General features: G+C 65.8%; 18 protein-coding genes. 14 read left to right on the top strand and 4 right to left on the bottom strand.

Annotated features, from left to right (window positions below):
• Positions 1-124 precede the first annotated feature (124 nt).
• Positions 125-1,063 (top strand): dihydrodipicolinate synthase family protein, encoded by a 939-nt coding sequence (locus CIT40_RS30935; protein WP_094893065.1) that lies wholly within the window; start codon positions 125-127, stop codon positions 1,061-1,063.
• A gap of 110 nt (positions 1,064-1,173) precedes the next feature.
• Here CIT40_RS30935 and CIT40_RS30930 read toward each other — a convergent pair whose 3' ends face one another.
• The 3 genes from CIT40_RS30930 to CIT40_RS30920 are packed head-to-tail and all read right to left on the bottom strand — an operon-like array spanning position 1,174 to position 3,740.
• The gene (locus CIT40_RS30930; RefSeq protein ID WP_094893064.1) at positions 1,174-1,872 is read right to left on the bottom strand and encodes a DUF1045 domain-containing protein; all 699 of its coding nucleotides are present in this window, start codon (positions 1,870-1,872) and stop codon (positions 1,174-1,176) included.
• A gap of 18 nt (positions 1,873-1,890) precedes the next feature.
• Positions 1,891-3,084, bottom strand: a complete 1,194-nt coding sequence (locus CIT40_RS30925; RefSeq protein ID WP_094893063.1) for an alpha-D-ribose 1-methylphosphonate 5-triphosphate diphosphatase — start codon at positions 3,082-3,084, stop codon at positions 1,891-1,893.
• The gene (locus tag CIT40_RS30920; protein WP_162307755.1) at positions 3,081-3,740 is read right to left on the bottom strand and encodes a transferase hexapeptide repeat family protein; all 660 of its coding nucleotides are present in this window, start codon (positions 3,738-3,740) and stop codon (positions 3,081-3,083) included. Before CIT40_RS30920 ends, CIT40_RS30925 begins: the two co-directional genes overlap by 4 nt.
• A gap of 173 nt (positions 3,741-3,913) precedes the next feature.
• Here CIT40_RS30920 and phnC point away from each other — a divergent pair, with 173 nt between their 5' ends.
• The 4 genes from phnC to phnE (CIT40_RS30900) all read left to right on the top strand — a co-directional run bounded on the left by phnC (position 3,914) and on the right by phnE (CIT40_RS30900) (position 7,523).
• The gene (gene phnC / locus CIT40_RS30915) at positions 3,914-4,723 is read left to right on the top strand and encodes a phosphonate ABC transporter ATP-binding protein (protein WP_094893061.1); all 810 of its coding nucleotides are present in this window, start codon (positions 3,914-3,916) and stop codon (positions 4,721-4,723) included.
• 61 nt (positions 4,724-4,784) lie between these two features.
• Entirely contained in the window at positions 4,785-5,720 is a 936-nt protein-coding gene (phnD, locus tag CIT40_RS30910) for a phosphonate ABC transporter substrate-binding protein (RefSeq protein ID WP_094893060.1), read from the top strand.
• Positions 5,721-5,793: 73 nt separating this feature from the next.
• Entirely contained in the window at positions 5,794-6,678 is an 885-nt protein-coding gene (phnE, locus tag CIT40_RS30905; RefSeq protein WP_094893059.1) for a phosphonate ABC transporter, permease protein PhnE, read from the top strand.
• Positions 6,675-7,523: a phosphonate ABC transporter, permease protein PhnE gene (phnE, locus tag CIT40_RS30900; protein ID WP_094893180.1), complete on the top strand. Its 849-nt coding sequence runs from the start codon at positions 6,675-6,677 to the stop codon at positions 7,521-7,523. The genes phnE (CIT40_RS30905) and phnE (CIT40_RS30900) overlap by 4 nt, the downstream gene beginning before the upstream one ends.
• A gap of 134 nt (positions 7,524-7,657) precedes the next feature.
• On the opposite strand, the gene phnF is transcribed toward phnE (CIT40_RS30900), so the two are convergent.
• Complete coding sequence (gene phnF, locus CIT40_RS30895) at positions 7,658-8,386, bottom strand: phosphonate metabolism transcriptional regulator PhnF (protein ID WP_094893058.1); 729 nt, start codon at positions 8,384-8,386, stop codon at positions 7,658-7,660.
• Between the two features lie 118 nt (positions 8,387-8,504).
• Here phnF and phnG point away from each other — a divergent pair, with 118 nt between their 5' ends.
• The 9 genes from phnG to CIT40_RS30850 are packed head-to-tail and all read left to right on the top strand — an operon-like array spanning position 8,505 to position 15,489.
• The gene (gene phnG, locus CIT40_RS30890; RefSeq protein ID WP_094893057.1) at positions 8,505-8,969 is read left to right on the top strand and encodes a phosphonate C-P lyase system protein PhnG; all 465 of its coding nucleotides are present in this window, start codon (positions 8,505-8,507) and stop codon (positions 8,967-8,969) included.
• 4 nt (positions 8,970-8,973) lie between these two features.
• Positions 8,974-9,582, top strand: a complete 609-nt coding sequence (gene phnH, locus CIT40_RS30885) for a phosphonate C-P lyase system protein PhnH (RefSeq protein WP_162307754.1) — start codon at positions 8,974-8,976, stop codon at positions 9,580-9,582.
• A gap of 3 nt (positions 9,583-9,585) precedes the next feature.
• Positions 9,586-10,689 carry a carbon-phosphorus lyase complex subunit gene (locus CIT40_RS30880; RefSeq protein ID WP_094893055.1) on the top strand — a complete coding sequence of 368 codons (1,104 nt, stop codon included), beginning with the start codon at positions 9,586-9,588 and terminating at the stop codon, positions 10,687-10,689.
• The gene (locus tag CIT40_RS30875; RefSeq protein WP_094893054.1) at positions 10,686-11,582 is read left to right on the top strand and encodes an alpha-D-ribose 1-methylphosphonate 5-phosphate C-P-lyase PhnJ; all 897 of its coding nucleotides are present in this window, start codon (positions 10,686-10,688) and stop codon (positions 11,580-11,582) included. The genes CIT40_RS30880 and CIT40_RS30875 overlap by 4 nt, the downstream gene beginning before the upstream one ends.
• Entirely contained in the window at positions 11,575-12,372 is a 798-nt protein-coding gene (phnK, locus tag CIT40_RS30870) for a phosphonate C-P lyase system protein PhnK (protein ID WP_094893053.1), read from the top strand. Before CIT40_RS30875 ends, phnK begins: the two co-directional genes overlap by 8 nt.
• A 22-nt stretch (positions 12,373-12,394) precedes the next feature.
• Positions 12,395-13,093 (top strand): phosphonate C-P lyase system protein PhnL, encoded by a 699-nt coding sequence (gene phnL / locus CIT40_RS30865; protein WP_094893052.1) that lies wholly within the window; start codon positions 12,395-12,397, stop codon positions 13,091-13,093.
• An 11-nt stretch (positions 13,094-13,104) separates the two neighbouring features.
• A complete protein-coding gene (locus tag CIT40_RS30860; protein WP_094893051.1) occupies positions 13,105-14,262 on the top strand; it encodes an alpha-D-ribose 1-methylphosphonate 5-triphosphate diphosphatase in 1,158 nt (385 codons plus the stop codon).
• The gene (gene phnN / locus CIT40_RS30855) at positions 14,259-14,855 is read left to right on the top strand and encodes a phosphonate metabolism protein/1,5-bisphosphokinase (PRPP-forming) PhnN (protein WP_094893050.1); all 597 of its coding nucleotides are present in this window, start codon (positions 14,259-14,261) and stop codon (positions 14,853-14,855) included. Before CIT40_RS30860 ends, phnN begins: the two co-directional genes overlap by 4 nt.
• A 22-nt stretch (positions 14,856-14,877) precedes the next feature.
• Positions 14,878-15,489: a pyridoxamine 5'-phosphate oxidase family protein gene (locus tag CIT40_RS30850; RefSeq protein WP_094893049.1), complete on the top strand. Its 612-nt coding sequence runs from the start codon at positions 14,878-14,880 to the stop codon at positions 15,487-15,489.
• Positions 15,490-15,658: the final 169 nt, after the last annotated feature.

The raw sequence follows: 15,658 nt of genomic DNA, 5'->3' as shown, positions 1-15,658 counted from the left end.
TCATTCCTCCATCCTGACGTCGTGCGTTCGGCATTGCCGCCGGTCCGCGCGGCGGCTACATCTGTGCCGCCTCGCTCCGTGAGCGCGGCGCCAGACGCAAGCCGTATCAGGGATGGAGAGTTCGATGCCGGTCACCCCACACAAGGCCCAGCGCCCCTATCGCGGCGTGTTTCCGGTCGCGCCCACCATCTTCGACGAGCGCGGCGAGCTCGACCTCGAAGGCCAGCGCCGCTGCATCGATTTCATGATCGACGCCGGATCGAACGGCCTCTGCATTCTCGCCAATTTCTCCGAACAGTTCGTGCTCACTGATGCCGAGCGGGAAACCGTGATGCACGCGGTGCTGGAGCATGTCGCGGGCCGGGTTCCCGTGATCGTCACCACCACGCATTTCAGTTCGGCCGTCTGCGCCGCGCGCAGTAAGCAGGCCGAAGCCGCGGGCGCCGCCATGGTGATGGTGATGCCGCCCTATCACGGCGCGACCTTCCGGGTTCCTGAGAAGGGCATCGTCGAGTTCTTCAAGGTGCTCTCCGGCGCCATCACCATTCCGATCATGATCCAGGATGCGCCGGTCGCGGGCACGCCGCTGTCGGTCGAGCTGCTGGCGCGGCTGGCACGCGACTTCGCCAACATCCGTTATTTCAAGATCGAGGTGCCGGGCGCGGCCTCAAAGCTCCGCAGGCTGATTGAGGCAGGCGGCAAGGACATCGAGGGCCCCTGGGACGGCGAGGAGGCGATCACGCTGCTGGCCGATCTCGATGCCGGCGCTACCGGCGCGATGACCGGCGGCGGCTATCCCGACGGCATCCGCCAGATCGTCGATCCCTATTTCGCCGGTGACCGCGAGAAAGCGAAGGCCGCCTACGAGCGCTGGCTGCCGCTGATCAACTACGAGAACCGTCAATGCGGCCTGATCGCGTGCAAGGCGATGATGCAGGCCGGCGGCGTGATCAAGTCGGACGCGGTGAGGCATCCGCTCCAGCCGCTGCATCCGGCAACGCGCGCGGGCCTGCTGGAGCTGGCGAAAGAGCGCGACGCGCTGGCGCTGCGGTGGGGAAAGTAGCTCTCTCCACCGTCATTGCGAGGAGCGAAGCGACGAAGCAATCCAGGCTGTGTCTGCCGATCCATTTCTGGATTGCTTCGCTGCGCTCGCAATGACGGAGTTTGTTGAGGCTATCCCGCCAAGACCCACTCGCCGATAATGCGAAACCGCGCCTTCGCATCATCCTGCTTGAACAGCGCGATCCGATTGATTTCGAGCGTAGCGAGCTTCAGCGCGGCAAACTTCCCGCGCAGCATCTCCAGGATCGGCCCGCGCCGCTCCGCATCCAGCCGCCCCGTCAGCGTCATGTGGAAGCGGAATTCTTCCATCACGTAGGGGTAGCCCCAGCGGTCGAGATAGTCGCGCTGCCGCTCGCTCAGCTTCTCGGGCCTGCGTCGCACACGATCTTCCGCCGACAGTGCGGCGCGAAACGAATCGAAATCGCGGACGCAATCCGCAGCGAGCTGTTGCAGCGTCTCGACCGGCTCGGCCGGAATGACGGCGATGAAGCCGCTGATGGAATCGACGACCGGCCGGATCAGCGGAAGCGGTCGCGCCTTGCCGGCGAAGGCCGCGCAGGCGGCTATCAGCTCCGCTTCGGTCCTGCTTGGTGCGAGAGCCATCGGCGCCTTCAGCGTGGCATGAAAGCCGTATTTGCGGGGATCGGCGCTGATGTCGCGCCAGTCCGGCGCGACGTGTAGCGCATCATGCGGGAACGGCAATTCGTTGCCGGTGGAAGCATCATAGCCGAGCAGCTCGGCGCCGAAGCGGGAGAGCGGGTTGTCGCGGCCGGCAGCAAAATAGATCGCGTAGCGGGGGAAACCTGTCATCGCCTCAGCATAACCAATTTAGGCCGCGATGACAGCCTCGCGCGGCGCTGCCACAGCACCGAGCAGTCGCGTCGCATCGGTGAGATGGACGAGCTTGCCGCCTGATATCACCGCGATCAGCCGTGGCCGCAGCGGCGCGCTGTCGTCGACCAGCAGAATGTCGGCGCGGCGGCCTTCCGCGAGCACGCCGCGATCGGCGAGGCCGGTCGCGCGCGCAGGCCCGGCAGAGACCAGATTCCAGGCTTCCGTCAGTGGCAGCACGCCATCGGCGGCAAGCCGGAACGCCGCAAGCAGCTGGGCCGGATAATAATAGTCCGACGCCAGCACCGAGCAGAGCCCCTTGGCGATCATGTCGGAGGCCTTGGTCCAGCCGGTGTGGCTGCCGCCGCGCACGACGTTCGGCGCGCCGTAGACGATCGCATCGCCGTGGTGTGCTGCCGCCCGCGCCGTCTCCTCGTTGATCGGAAACTCCGCGATGTCGGCGTCGAGCTCGCGAAACTCCTGGCGCATCGCCGGCGTCGCATCGTCGTGCGAGAGCATCCGCACCTCGGCCGCGCGGGCCGCGGCGGCCAGCCGCGCAACCGAAGCCGGCACCTCGTCGGCGCGCGCAACCACGCGTTCGACCAGCCGGTCGAATGCCTCGGCTGACAGCCCGGTGCGCTCCACCATGCGGTTGCGCTTGCGCGGCTTGGCCATGTCGGCGACGGTGCCGTCCATATGATCGTTGAAGGCGAACAGGTCGACGCGGCCCTCCGAGAGCCACAGGCTGATCTCGTCTTCTGCCTCGAGATTGTAGGTCTCGTGCCGCAGATGAAAGCGGGTGTCGGCGGCGAATTGCGGACGCTGCCGCTCGATCGCTTCCATCAGGCCGCGCGCATTGTCGCTGCTGCGCAGGCCCGGCTCCCACGAACAGGTCGTGGCGTGAAATACCGTGGTGATGCCGTTGCTGATCGCCTGGCGGTCGCTGTCGGCGAGCGCGACGTCGATCGGGAAGTCGACGCCGGCGCGCGGCATCATCTGCCGTTCGAAGGCATCGCCGTGCAGATCGACGATGCCGGGCAGCACCAGCAGGTCGCGGGCATCGATCGCGAGGCGCGACCGGCCACGAGAGCCACCAATCTCTGCAATGTCCGTTCCGGAGACGAGGAGCGAGGTTTCGGCGAGTTCGGCGCCGATCAGGGCCCGACCGCCTTCCAGGAAAATGTCTGTCACGCGACCGCGCTTCGTTTGCTGGTTGAGGGATTTGTCCGTGCTTCGTATGTCGCAAGAAAATCTTCAATCCCGAGCTTACGGAAATCGGGCAGCGCTTCGCGCAATTTGTCGTGATCCCAATCCCACCAGGCGAGCTTCGCGAGCCGCCCGGCGATCTCTTCCGAGAACCGCCGCCGTACGATGCGAGCCGGATTGCCGGCGACGATGGTGTAGGCGGGCACGTCCTTGGTGACGATGGCGCCAGCCGCGATCACTGCGCCGGTGCCGATGTTGCGGCCCGGCAGCACGATCGCACCGTGCCCGATCCAGACGTCGTGGCCGATATGGATGTGATGCTGGCGCCGCCAGTCGAAGAACGCGGCGTCGTCGCTCTCGCCTTCGAAATAGGCGCTGGAGCGATAGGTGAAATGCGCCTGGGTGGCGCGGTGCATCGGATGATTGCCGGGATTGATGCGCGTCATCGCCGCGATCGAGCAGAACTTGCCGATGGTGGTGTAGGTGATCTGGGAATCGTTCACGACATAGGAGTAATCGCCCATCGCGACATCTTGCAGAATGGTGCGGGCGCCGACCTCGGTATAGGCGCCGAGCCTGGTCTCGTGCAGCTTGGCGGAGGGGTCGATGGTCGGCTGGATCGAGAGAATTTTGGCGGCCATGTTGCATCCGAGGCGCGAGGGCGGGCGTTCCTCTTCGAGCGGCTTGATGACGATGTCATGACATGACGATGACAGGGGATGAGGTGTGTAGGATCGCCGCACTGCAACGCCGGTGTCACACAAGTGTCAAGCGTGGGCGTTAGCGGTGAACCCCAGCTAATCTGGAGTCCTGCATGCTGGTGGTGGAAGGTCTGACGTGTCGCTTCGGCGCAAAAGCCGCGGTGGACGACGCCTCGTTTCAAGTTTCCCCCGGCGGCTTCGTCGGTGTGATCGGACGGTCCGGCGCCGGCAAGTCGACGCTGCTGCGAACCATCAATCGTCTCGCGACGCCGACGCAGGGCCGCATCCTGTTCGACGGCGTCGACGTCACCGCGCTGCGCGGCAAGCAGTTGCGGCAGTGGCGGGCGCGCTCGGCCATGATCTTCCAGCAGTTCAACCTGGTCGGCCGGCTCGATGTCCTCACCAACGTCCTGATGGGGCGCCTTGCGACGATGCCGGCCTGGCGCTCGCTGTCGCAGGCCTGGCCCGAGCAGGACAAGGCGCTGGCGATGTCGGCGCTCGAACAGTTCGATATCGCATCGCTCGCGGCCCAGCGCGCCGATCAGCTCTCCGGTGGCCAGCAGCAGCGCGTCGCGATCGCGCGTGCGCTGGTACAGCAGCCCGACATCATCCTCGCGGACGAGCCGATCGCATCGCTCGATCCGCGCAACACCAAGATCGTGATGGATGCGCTGCTGCGCATCAACAAGCATTTCGGCATCACCGTGCTTTGCAACCTGCATTCGCTCGATCTCGCCCGCAGCTATTGCGACCGCCTGATCGGCATGGCGCAGGGCCGCGTGGTGTTCGACGGCGCGCCGGCCGAGTTGACCGATCATGTCGCGCGCGAGCTCTACGACCTCGAAGCCGCCGAAATCATGGGCGGTGCGCCGGTGCCGGCGCCCGAGGGCATTCCCGCGCTTGGAACGGCGGCCGCCGCCTGAGTCCGCCACCTGTTGAGTTGCAGTTTTGCGTCAACCGACCCCAACCGATGAAGAGGGTATCATGATCACTCGCAGATTAATTCTTGCCGGCGCTGCCGCGCTCGCGTTCACGTCGTCCGCTTTCGCCGAAGATTGGAAGACGAAATATCCCGAGCTGACGTTCGCCGTCGTGCCGGCCGAGAACGCCTCCGGCGTCACCGAGCGCTGGGCGCCGTTCGTGAGCTATCTCTCCAAGGAACTGGGCGTGAAGGTCACGCTGCGCATCGCCAACGACTACGCCGCGGTCATCGAGGGCCAGCGTGCCGGCAACATCCATATCGCCAGCTACGGCTCGGCCTCGTTCGCACGCGCCCGCCTGACCGGCGTCAAGACCGACGCCTTCGCCAACGACATCAACGCCGACGGCTCGACCGGCTATTACTCGGTGTTCTTCGTTAAGGCGAGCAGCGCCTACAAGAAGGTCGACGACCTCAAGGGCAAGAACCTCGGCCTGGTTGACCCGAATTCGACCTCCGGCAACAACGTGCCGCGCTTCGAGCTCGACAAGATGGGCATCCACGATGCCGAGGGCTATTTCGGCAAGGTCGTCTTCACCGGCAGCCACGAGAACGCGATGCTGGCGCTGTCGCAGGGAACGGTCGACGTTGCCGCCAACCAGTGGACCAGCGAGGACGATTCCACGCTGGCGCAGATGCTGACCAAGGGCATGCTGAAGAATACCGACGGCTCGGCGATGAAGAAGGACGACTTCCGCATCATCCACAAGTCGGCGCCGATCATCAACGGCCCCTATGCCTACAATGCCGACCTGCCGGAAGAGGCCAAGGCTGCGATCGCCAAGGCGTTCTTCGACGCCCCGGCCAAGGACAAGGCCGCGTTCGACCGCCTCTCCGACGGCCAGAAGAAGGGCTTTCATCCCGCCACCACCAAGGACTGGGATGGCACGATCGAGCTGATCAAGTTCGTCGACGCGTTGCGTAAGAAGAAGGCGTCCTGAGTTTCGGGGACGAGGCACCTGGAGCCGGGTCGATGGACCCGGCTCTTTCTTTGACGGAACCCATCTCAGGCCGATGACAACAGCGGTTTCGATCCTTCCCGAGCAGCAGCTCGCCGTGCTCAATGCCGCCTATCGCCAGGCGGTCGGGCGCAGGCGGCTCCGCCTGCTGCTGGGGATGGCGGTCTTCGCCGCCGCGCTGGCTCTCGCCGCGGTCGGCGCGGAAGTGAACCTGCGCACGCTCTTCACCCATTTCGGCAATTTCCTCAGCTATTTCGACCGCATCTTCACGCTGGATAGCGGCCAGCGCGTCTGGACCGATGCCGGCGAATGGCTATGGGGCTGGCGCAAATGGCTGACGATGCTGGGCGAGACGCTGCTGATTTCCTATGTCGGCACGCTGATCGGCGCGATCCTGGCATTTTGCCTGAACTTTTTCGCCGCTGAGAATACCTCGCCCGCGCCCTGGCTGCGCTTCGTCGTCCGGCGCCTGCTCGAATTCGCCCGCACCGTTCCGGGCATCGTCTTCGCGCTGATCTTCGTGATCGCCTTCGGGCTCGGACCGATGGCGGGCGTGCTCGCAATCGCGATCCACTCCACCGGCGCGCTCGGCAAGCTGTTCTCGGAAATCGTCGAGAACGCCGACATGAAGCCGGTCGAAGGTGTCCGCTCGACCGGCGCGAGCTGGCTGTCCTGCATGCGCTTCGCGATCGTGCCGCAGGTGACCGCGGGCTATGCCAGCTACGCGCTGCTGCGCTTCGAGATCAACGTCCGCGAAGCTTCCGTGATGGGCTTCGTCGGTGCCGGCGGCATCGGCCAGGAGCTGGTCGTCGCGATCCGGAAATTCTACTATTCGGATGTCAGCGCGATCCTGCTCACCATCATCGTCACGGTCTTCATCATCGACATCAGCACCGGTTGGCTGCGCGGCCGCCTGTTCGGCAGGGAGGCGCGGACGTGACGAGGCAGCAAGCGGTCGACACGCGAGAGCTTCGCGCGCGCTACCCCGATGTGTTCGACCGGCCGGCTTCGGCGCGGCTCGCCACACCGGCAATGATCGTCGCGGCGTTCGCGATCCTCGTTTACGGCCTGGTCGATCTCGACTTCTCGCCGTCGCGCTTCTTCGCCGGTCTGAACCAGCTCGGCTGGATCACCTTGATGATGATCCCGCCCGATCCCGGCTCCTCGCTGCCGGTCTATCTGAAGGCGCTCGGCGAGACGCTGTCGATCGCCCTGCTCGGCACCACGCTGGCCGCTGTCTTCGCGCTGCCGGTCAGCCTGCTGGCAGCGCGCAACATCGTGCCGTCGAAGCTGCTGCGGTTTCCTGTCCGGCGCTTCCTCGATTCGATCCGCGGCGTCGATACGCTGATCTGGGCGCTGGTGTGGATCAACGTCGTCGGGCTTGGCCCGTTCGCCGGCGTGCTCGCCATCGCGGTGTCGGATTTCGGCGCCTTCGGCAAGCTGTTCTCGGAGGCGATCGAGGGGGCCGACCAGAAGCAGGTCGAAGGCATCCGTGCTTCAGGCGGCAGCGCGCTGCACGAGATCCGCTTCGGCCTGATGCCGCAGGTGTTGCCGGTGATCGCGGGCCAGGTGCTCTATTTCATCGAATCCAACACGCGCTCGGCCACCATCATCGGCATCGTCGGCGCCGGCGGCATTGGCCTCCAGCTCGCCGAGCAGATCCGCGTGCTGGAATGGCAGAAAGTGTCGTTCCTGATCCTGATGATCCTGGTCGCGGTCGCCGCGATTGACTTCATCTCGGGCAAGCTGCGGTTCGCGATTATCGGGCGCAGGGCGGTGGCCTAGTCGGTACTGCCGTAGGGTGGGCAAAGGCGCGTTAGCGCCGTGCCCACGAATTTTTTCCGACACGGTCAAAGTCGTGGGCACGCTTCGCTTTGCCCACCCTACGAGTCTCGCCTAGAAGGGGAGAGGGGAAGAACCTACGACTCCACCAAAAATTCCACCCGCTCCGCTGCGAACCGCGAGTGCTTGGTCATCAGCGGCTTGCCGTCGAGATCGTGGTCGGTCGCATCGACCACCAGGATCGGCCGCCCCAGCGCCAGATCGAGCCGGGCGGCGTCGGTGGCGTCGACGATGCCGGCGGTGATTCGGGTCGCGCCGCGGCGATAGTCGCGCACGCCGTAATGTTCCAGCAGCTTCGTCATCGAGCGCGTCGCCGCGAACACCGCGCCAGCGCCTGGAAACAATTCCGCCGACAGCCAGGTGGTGGAGACGCAGATCGGCGTACGATCGGCGAGGCGGATCGCCTCGATCCGCACCAGCGGCGCGCCGGTCTTCAAGCCCAGTTCGCGCGCCAGCTCGCGGGTCGCGACATCGTCGGTTGCCTCGATCAACTGCCCGCGCGGCTCGCGGCCGCCGGCGCCGACGATCTCGGAGAAGCGGGTGCGCGAGCGCAAGGGGTAGGCGAGCTTCTGCGCCTCGACATAGGTTCCGCTGCCGCGCTCGGCGCGCACCAGGCCGCGCTCGGCAAGGGCTGCCAGCGCGCGCCGCACGGTGTGGCGGTTGACGCGGTAGGTTTCGGCGATCTCCATCTCGCCCGGCAATTTGTCGCCGGCCGCGAAACGGCCGTCGGCGATGCCGCGCTCGATGCCGTCGGCAACGAGGCGCCATAGCGCGACGCCCGAGGAGGCGGTGTCCTGCATGCTCATGTCGCGGCAACCTACTCCAGAAATCACAGCTTTGTCACGAAACAGTCATGGCGCTCCCGTATGAAGTTGTCTATTATCATAGACAACTTCGATGCGGCAAGTTCGGTCGGAAAGTTCGGTGGATCAGGTGACCCAGCACAACAACCAGCAAGCCCAGCGCCAGGCCGCAATGGCCGTGCTGGCGCACGCGGAGGCGGGCGAGATCGCCGCCCGCCTCCGCGACTTCGTCCTGCCGGCCCATCAGGATCTGCGCGCGCCCGAAAACGGCCTCGTGATGCTGCGCGGCCGGGTCGGCGGCGACGGTTCGCCGTTCAATCTCGGCGAAGCCACGGTGTCGCGCGCCGCGGTGCGGCTGGCGAGCGGCGAGGTCGGGTTCGGCTATACGCTCGGGCGCGACGGCGAGAAGGCGCGGCTGATCGCGCTGTGCGACGCCCTGGTGCAGTCCCGGGATTTTGGCGCGGCGGTGGAGCGGGACGTTATCGCCCCGTTGCGTGAGCAGCTTATGACTGGCCGCAAGCAGGCGGCGGCGGAGACCGCCGCGACGAAGGTTGATTTCTACACCATGGTGCGCGGTGAGGGCTGAGATCATGACCACGATTGCGGAACTGCCGCCGGGTTTCGTCGACAAGGTGCTGTCGGCGCAATCGACCTTTCGCTCGGTGATGGATGCGATGGCGCGGCCGGGCTCGGTCCAGCGCATCGTGCCGGGGGCGGGGACGCCCGACAGGATGATGCGCGGCGCCGCCGCGATCGCACTGACGCTGTTCGACCACGACACGCCGATCTGGCTCGACGCGCGGATGGCGGAGAGGCCGGACGTGGTGAAATGGCTGAAATTCCACACCGGCGCGCCGGTGGTGCAGGATTCCTCGATTGCGAGTTTTGCGCTGATCAGCGACGGCGGTGCGCTGCCGCCGCTCGAACGCTTCGCGCTCGGCACCAGCGAATATCCGGACCGGTCCACCACATTGATCCTCCAGGTCGACAGCCTCGACGCGGGCCGCAGTTTCGAGCTGCGCGGCCCCGGCATCGACGGCGTCGCGATGCTCAACGCGTCGGTCAAGCCGTTCGATCTGTTCGAGCGCCTGCATGTCAACGAGGCGCTGTTTCCGCGCGGCATCGATGTGGTGCTGGTCGCCGATGACGCATTGGTCGCGATCCCTCGCACCACGCGCATCGTGAGCAAGGGAAGCTGAAGCATGTATGTCGCAGTCAAAGGCGGCGAGCGCGCCATCGAGAACGCCCATCGCCTGCTCGCAGACAAGCGGCGCGGCGACCAAAGCGTTCCGGAGGTCACGCTCGACCAGATTTCGGAGCAGCTCGGGCTCGCGGTGGACCGCGTCATGAGCGAGGGATCGCTCTATGACCGCGAGCTCGCGGCGCTGGCGATCAAGCAGGCGCGCGGCGACCTGATCGAGGCGATCTTTTTGGTTCGTGCCTTCCGCGCCACCTTGCCCCGTTTCGGTGCGAGCGAGCCAGTCGACACCGGTGCGATGCGGGTGCAGCGGCGGGTGTCCTCGACCTTCAAGGACATTCCGGGCGGCCAGATCCTCGGGCCGACCTTCGACTACACCCATCGCCTGCTCGATCCCGCGCTCGCGCAAGGATCTGTGCCGGAGGCGCCGGCAATGGCTGAGGCGTCGACGGCGCCGACGCCGCGGGTGACCGACATTCTGGGCCGCGATGGCTTGATCGAATCCTCGCCCCAGGCCGAGGACGGCGCCAGCGTCGGCGATCTCACCCGCGAGCCGCTGAATTTTCCGGCGGATCGCGATTTGCGGCTGCAAAACCTCGCGCGCGGCGACGAGGGCTTCCTGCTGGCGATGGGCTATTCCACCCAGCGGGGCTATGGCCGCAACCATCCTTTCGCCGGCGAGATCCGCTTCGGCGAGGTCGAGGTGGAATTCTTGGCGGAGGACGTCGGCTTCGCCGTGCCGCTCGGCTCGATCGAACTCACCGAGTGCCAGATGGTCAACCAGTTCAAGGGCTCGGCGACCGAAGCGCCGTGCTTCACCCGCGGCTATGGCCTCGCCTTCGGCCAGAGCGAGCGCAAGACCATGTCAATGGCGCTGGTCGACCGCGCGCTGCGCGCCCGCGAACTCGGCGAAGAGGCACTGGCTCCGGCGCAGGATGAAGAATTCGTGATGTCGCATTCGGACAACGTCCAGGCCACCGGTTTCGTCGAGCATCTGAAGCTGCCGCATTATGTCGACTTCCAGTCCGAGCTCGGCCTGCTCCGCAAGCTGCGGAAAGAGTTCGCCGATGCCCAAGCACCTGATGTCCTGAAGGAGGCCGCGGAATGAACGCGCCCACCTATAATTTTGCCTATCTCGACGAGCAGACCAAGCGGATGATCCGCCGCGCCATCCTGAAGGCGATCGCGATTCCCGGCTATCAGGTGCCCTTCGCCAGCCGCGAGATGCCGATGCCCTATGGCTGGGGCACCGGCGGCGTGCAGGTCACCGCCGCGATCCTCGGTCCCGCCGACGTGCTGAAGGTGATCGATCAAGGCTCCGACGACACCACCAACGCGATCTCGATCCGCAAATTCTTCGCCAAGACCGCCGGGGTCGCCACGACCACGGCGACTGAAGATGCGACCGTGATCCAGACCCGTCACCGCATCCCCGAGACGGCGTTGAGCGAGAATCAGGTGCTGGTCTATCAGGTGCCGATCCCGGAGCCGCTGCGTTTCCTCGAGCCGCGTGAGACCGAGACGCGGCGCATGCATGCGCTGGCCGAATACGGCCTGATGCACGTCAAGCTCTATGAGGACATCGCCCGCTTCGGCCACATCGCGACGGCCTACGCCTATCCGGTGAAGGTGAACGCGCGCTACGTGATGGATCCGTCGCCGACGCCGAAATTCGACAATCCCAAGATGGACAATTGCCCGGCGCTGCAGCTGTTCGGCGCCGGCCGCGAGAAGCGTATCTATGCGATCCCGCCCTACACGAACGTGGTGTCGCTCGATTTCGAGGATCATCCGTTCGAGCCATACCGCTTCAACGCGCCCTGCGCGCTGTGCGGAGCGGACAATTCCTATCTCGACGAGATCGTCACCGACGACAAGGGCGGGCGGATGTTCGTGTGCTCGGACACCGATTATTGCGAGAGCCGCCAGGCCGCCGGCCATCACGGCAGCCTCAGCGCCGCGCCGTACAAGGAGAAGGCGCAAGGAGGCACCCATGGTTGATCAAGCCGGGCTCGAAAACGACCAGCCGCTGCTCGTTGCGACCTCCCTCAGCAAATCCTTCGGTCGCATCGCTGCGTGCCGCGACGTCTCCTTCGCGCTCTATCCGGGCGAGGTGCTGGCGATCGTCGGCGAATCCGGTTCGGGCAAGTCGACGCTGCTGCAACTCCTGTCGGGCCAGCTCGCAGCCAGTGCCGGCCACGTCTCCTACCGCATGCGCGACGGTGTCGCCCGCGATCTCGCCACGCTCGGCGAAGCCGAGCGGCGCTTCCTGTACCGCACCGACTGGGGCTTCGTGCATCAGGATCCCGCGCAGGGCCTGCGCATGGCGGTCTCGGCCGGCGCCAATGTCGGCGAACGGCTGATGGCGGTGGGCTGGAATCACTATGGCCGGATCCGCGAGACCGCCTCCGACTGGTTGACTCGCGTCGAGATCGACACGGCCCGCATCGATGATGCGCCGCGGACTTATTCCGGCGGCATGCGCCAGCGGCTCCAGATCGCGCGCAACCTCGTCACCGAGCCGCGGCTGGTGTTCATGGACGAGCCGACCGGCGGGCTCGATGTGTCAGTGCAGGCGCGCCTGCTCGACCTCCTGCGCAGCCTCGTCGCCGAGCTGAACCTCGCCGTCATCATCGTCACCCACGATCTCGCGGTCGCGCGCTTGTTGTCGCACCGTGTGATGGTGATGAAGGGCGGCCGCGTCATTGAGACCGGTCTCACCGACCAGGTCCTCGACGATCCGCGCGAGCCCTATACGCAGCTCCTCGTCTCCTCGATTCTGCCGCCATGAACTTTACAATACGAGATTTCAAATGACTGCCATGATCGAGATCACTGCCGCCAAGAAGACTTTCACGATGCACCTGCAAGGCGGCATCGAATTGCCTGTCGTCAGCGGCGTGACCTTTCACGTCGACGCGGGCGAATGCGTCGTGCTGTCGGGCCCGTCAGGCGCGGGCAAATCGTCGATCCTGAAGATGATCTTCGGCAATTACCGTTGTGATAGCGGCCGCATCGGCATCCGCCACCGCGGCGCGCTGATGGATCTCGCCAGCGCCGAGCCGCGGCAGGTGCTCAACGTCCGCCGTTCCACCATCGGCTATGTCAGCCAGTTCCTGCGCGCCGTGCCGCGGGTGGCCACCATCGACGTCGTCGCCGAGCCGCTGATCGTAAACGGCATGGCCCGCGCTGACGCACAGGCCCGTGCCGGCAAGTTGCTGCACCGCCTCAATATCCCTGAGCGCCTGTGGCAGCTTCCGCCCGCGACCTTCTCCGGCGGCGAGCAGCAACGCGTCAACATCGCGCGCGGCTTCATCTCGGACCTGCCGATCCTGCTGCTGGACGAGCCGACCGCCTCGCTCGACGCCGCCAACCGCGCCGTCGTGGTCGAACTGGTCGCCGAGAAGAAGCGTCAGGGCACAGCCATGGTCGCCATTGTTCATGACGACGAAATCCGCCATCTGATTGCCGACCGCATCGTCGACGTCACCAGCTTCGCCGCCGCGGCCTGAGGAACAGGAAAATGAATGCCAAGCCGAAGGACATTGTGATCGCCAACGCCAGGATCGTGCTGGCCGACCGGGTGATCGAGCAGGGCTGGCTCGCTCTTGCTGATGGCCGCATCGCCGAGATCGGCGAGGGCAGGGCACCTGCGGGTGCCGAAGATGCCGGCGGCGACCTCATCATGCCGGGCCTGATCGAGCTGCACACCGATCATCTCGAAGCCCATTACGTCCCACGCCCAAAAGTGTTCTGGAATCCGGTCGCCGCCGTGATCTCCTATGACGGCCAGCTTGCGACCTCGGGCATCACCACCGTGTTCGACTCGCTCCGGGTCTGGCGCGAGGACGGCGCCGAGGAAGTGGACGGCCGCGCCGGCGTGCTCGCCGCCGCGATCACGACCGCCCGCGACGCCAGCCTGCTGCGCGCCGATCACTTCCTGCATCTGCGCTGCGAAATCCCGATGCCGAGCGTGGTCGAGGAGGCCAAGGAACTGATCGACCGTCCCGACGTCAAGCTGATGTCTCTGATGGACCACACGCCGGGGCAGCGCCAGTTCCGCGACGAGGTCAAGCTGCGCGACTATTATCGCGGCAAGGGCGGCGGCAAGACCGACGCCGAACTCGATGAGCTGTTCGCGAAGCGGTTCGAATACCAGAAGAAATATGCAGCGGCCAACATGCGCGAGATCGTGTCGCTGGCGCATTCGCATCATATTCCGCTGGCGAGCCACGACGACACCACCGAGGAGAACGTCGCGGACGCCGTGCGCGATCGCGTCTCGGTGGCGGAATTCCCGACCACGCTGGAGGCCGCGCGCGGCTTGCACGAGGCCGGCATCGACATCCTGATGGGCGCGCCGAACGTGGTGCGCGGCGGCTCGCACTCCGGCAACATCGCCGCGGTCGATCTCGCCCGTGAAGGCCTGCTCGATATCCTGTCGTCGGACTACATTCCGTCGAGCCTCTTGATGGGGGCCCTGCAATTGCCCGAGCATGTGCCCGCCATCGGCCTTCCGGCCGCGATCCGCACCGTGACCAAGGCGCCCGCCGAGGCGGTTGGCCTCACCGACCGCGGCGAGGTCGCGATCGGCAAGCGCGCTGATCTGATTCGCGTGCATGTCGCAGGCGACGTTCCCGTGGTCCGCAGCGTCTGGCGCGAAGGAAGCCGTGTCGCATGAGCGAGACAACGACCATGGCGGACGGGCAGGCCGGCGCGATCGGCCCCGGCCGGCTCGTGCTGGTGGTCGGTCCCAGCGGCGCGGGCAAGGACACGCTGCTGCGGTTGGCGCAGGCGGCCTGCGGCGACGATCACGACATCGTTTTTCCGCGGCGGATCGTGACGCGCGAATCCTCCGCCGACGAAGACAATGTCGCGCTCGGTCCCGCCGAATTCCTCCGCGCGTGCGAGCATGGTGATTTCGCCGTGCATTGGGACGCGCACGGGCACTCCTATGCGCTGCCGCTCGATATCAACGACGATATCCGCGCCGGCCGCACGGTCGTCGCCAACGTTTCGCGCACGGTGATCGGCACGTTGCGCCAGACCTATGCCGACGTCGTGGTGGTCGCGATCACGGCGCCGCCGGATGTGCTGGCCGCGCGGCTGGCCGCGCGGGCGCGGCAAAGCGACGGCAACATCGCCGAACGCCTCACCCGCAGCGTCGACGACAGGTCGTCGCAGGCGGATGTCACCATCCTCAATGCCGGCAGCGCGGAGTATCACGCGCGCCAGCTGGTGCGTGTGATCAGGAACGAAGGCTGGCAGGATTAGCCGCGATAGCAGGGAGAACGGAATGTCGGTGATTGAAACGATCGAACAGCTGGAGGCCATCTACGGCGCCACCAACGACGCCTCGACCGTGAAAGTCGCCGACCACGTCACCCCGCTTTATCGCATCTTCATCGAGAAGGCGCCCTTTGCCGCGCTTGCCACCATCGGGCCCGAAGGCATCGACTGCTCGCCGCGTGGGGACTTGCCCGGCTTCGTCCGGATCCACGATCCCAGGACGCTGATGCTGCCGGACCGCCGCGGCAACAACCGGGTCGATTCCCTGCGCAACATCGTGCGCGATCCCAGGGTGTCCTTGATGTTCCTGATCCCCGGCTCCGGAAACGCGGTTCGCGCCAACGGCCGCGCCCATCTCTCGGTCGATCCGGAGCTGCTGGCCTCGTTCAAGGTCGAGGGCAAGGCACCGCGCAGCGTCATGGTGATGAATGTGGACGAAATCTACTTCCAGTGCGCCCGCGCCATCGTCCGCTCTGACCTCTGGAATCCCGACAAGCGCATCGACCCGCGGACGCTGCCGACGCCCGGCCAGATCCTCGCCGAGATGAGTGACAACAAGGTCGGCGGCGCGGAGTACGATCGCATCTGGCCGGAACGGGCGGCTGCGACGATGTGGTGATCTTTCTTGCCCTTCCCCTTGTGGGAGGGGAACCTATCCACGACTCCGAAATCGTAGGGTGGGCAAAGGCGCACTTGCGCCGTGCCCACCACCTGTCCAACATCGAGAGAGATCGTGGGCACGCTCCGCTTTGCCCACCCTACGGCGGTCCCGAGTTTGGAAGGGGCGT

Source organism: Bradyrhizobium amphicarpaeae (genome assembly GCF_002266435.3).
In the GTDB taxonomy this organism is placed as follows: Bacteria; Pseudomonadota; Alphaproteobacteria; order Rhizobiales; family Xanthobacteraceae; genus Bradyrhizobium; species Bradyrhizobium amphicarpaeae.
Note: the sequence above shows the minus strand (reverse complement) of the source record. Positions and strands in the feature narration are given on the sequence as shown.

Coding starts and splice junctions, on each gene's coding strand:
- CIT40_RS30935 (WP_094893065.1), top strand. CDS start 125: ATGCCGGTCACCCCACACAAGGCCCAGCGCCCCTATCGCGGCGTGTTT.
- CIT40_RS30930 (WP_094893064.1), bottom strand. CDS start 1,872: ATGACAGGTTTCCCCCGCTACGCGATCTATTTTGCTGCCGGCCGCGAC.
- CIT40_RS30920 (WP_162307755.1), bottom strand. CDS start 3,740: ATGGCCGCCAAAATTCTCTCGATCCAGCCGACCATCGACCCCTCCGCC.
- phnC (WP_094893061.1), top strand. CDS start 3,914: ATGCTGGTGGTGGAAGGTCTGACGTGTCGCTTCGGCGCAAAAGCCGCG.
- phnD (WP_094893060.1), top strand. CDS start 4,785: ATGATCACTCGCAGATTAATTCTTGCCGGCGCTGCCGCGCTCGCGTTC.
- phnE (WP_094893059.1), top strand. CDS start 5,794: ATGACAACAGCGGTTTCGATCCTTCCCGAGCAGCAGCTCGCCGTGCTC.
- phnF (WP_094893058.1), bottom strand. CDS start 8,386: ATGAGCATGCAGGACACCGCCTCCTCGGGCGTCGCGCTATGGCGCCTC.
- phnH (WP_162307754.1), top strand. CDS start 8,974: ATGACCACGATTGCGGAACTGCCGCCGGGTTTCGTCGACAAGGTGCTG.
- CIT40_RS30880 (WP_094893055.1), top strand. CDS start 9,586: ATGTATGTCGCAGTCAAAGGCGGCGAGCGCGCCATCGAGAACGCCCAT.
- CIT40_RS30875 (WP_094893054.1), top strand. CDS start 10,686: ATGAACGCGCCCACCTATAATTTTGCCTATCTCGACGAGCAGACCAAG.
- phnK (WP_094893053.1), top strand. CDS start 11,575: ATGGTTGATCAAGCCGGGCTCGAAAACGACCAGCCGCTGCTCGTTGCG.
- phnL (WP_094893052.1), top strand. CDS start 12,395: ATGACTGCCATGATCGAGATCACTGCCGCCAAGAAGACTTTCACGATG.
- CIT40_RS30860 (WP_094893051.1), top strand. CDS start 13,105: ATGAATGCCAAGCCGAAGGACATTGTGATCGCCAACGCCAGGATCGTG.
- phnN (WP_094893050.1), top strand. CDS start 14,259: ATGAGCGAGACAACGACCATGGCGGACGGGCAGGCCGGCGCGATCGGC.
- CIT40_RS30850 (WP_094893049.1), top strand. CDS start 14,878: ATGTCGGTGATTGAAACGATCGAACAGCTGGAGGCCATCTACGGCGCC.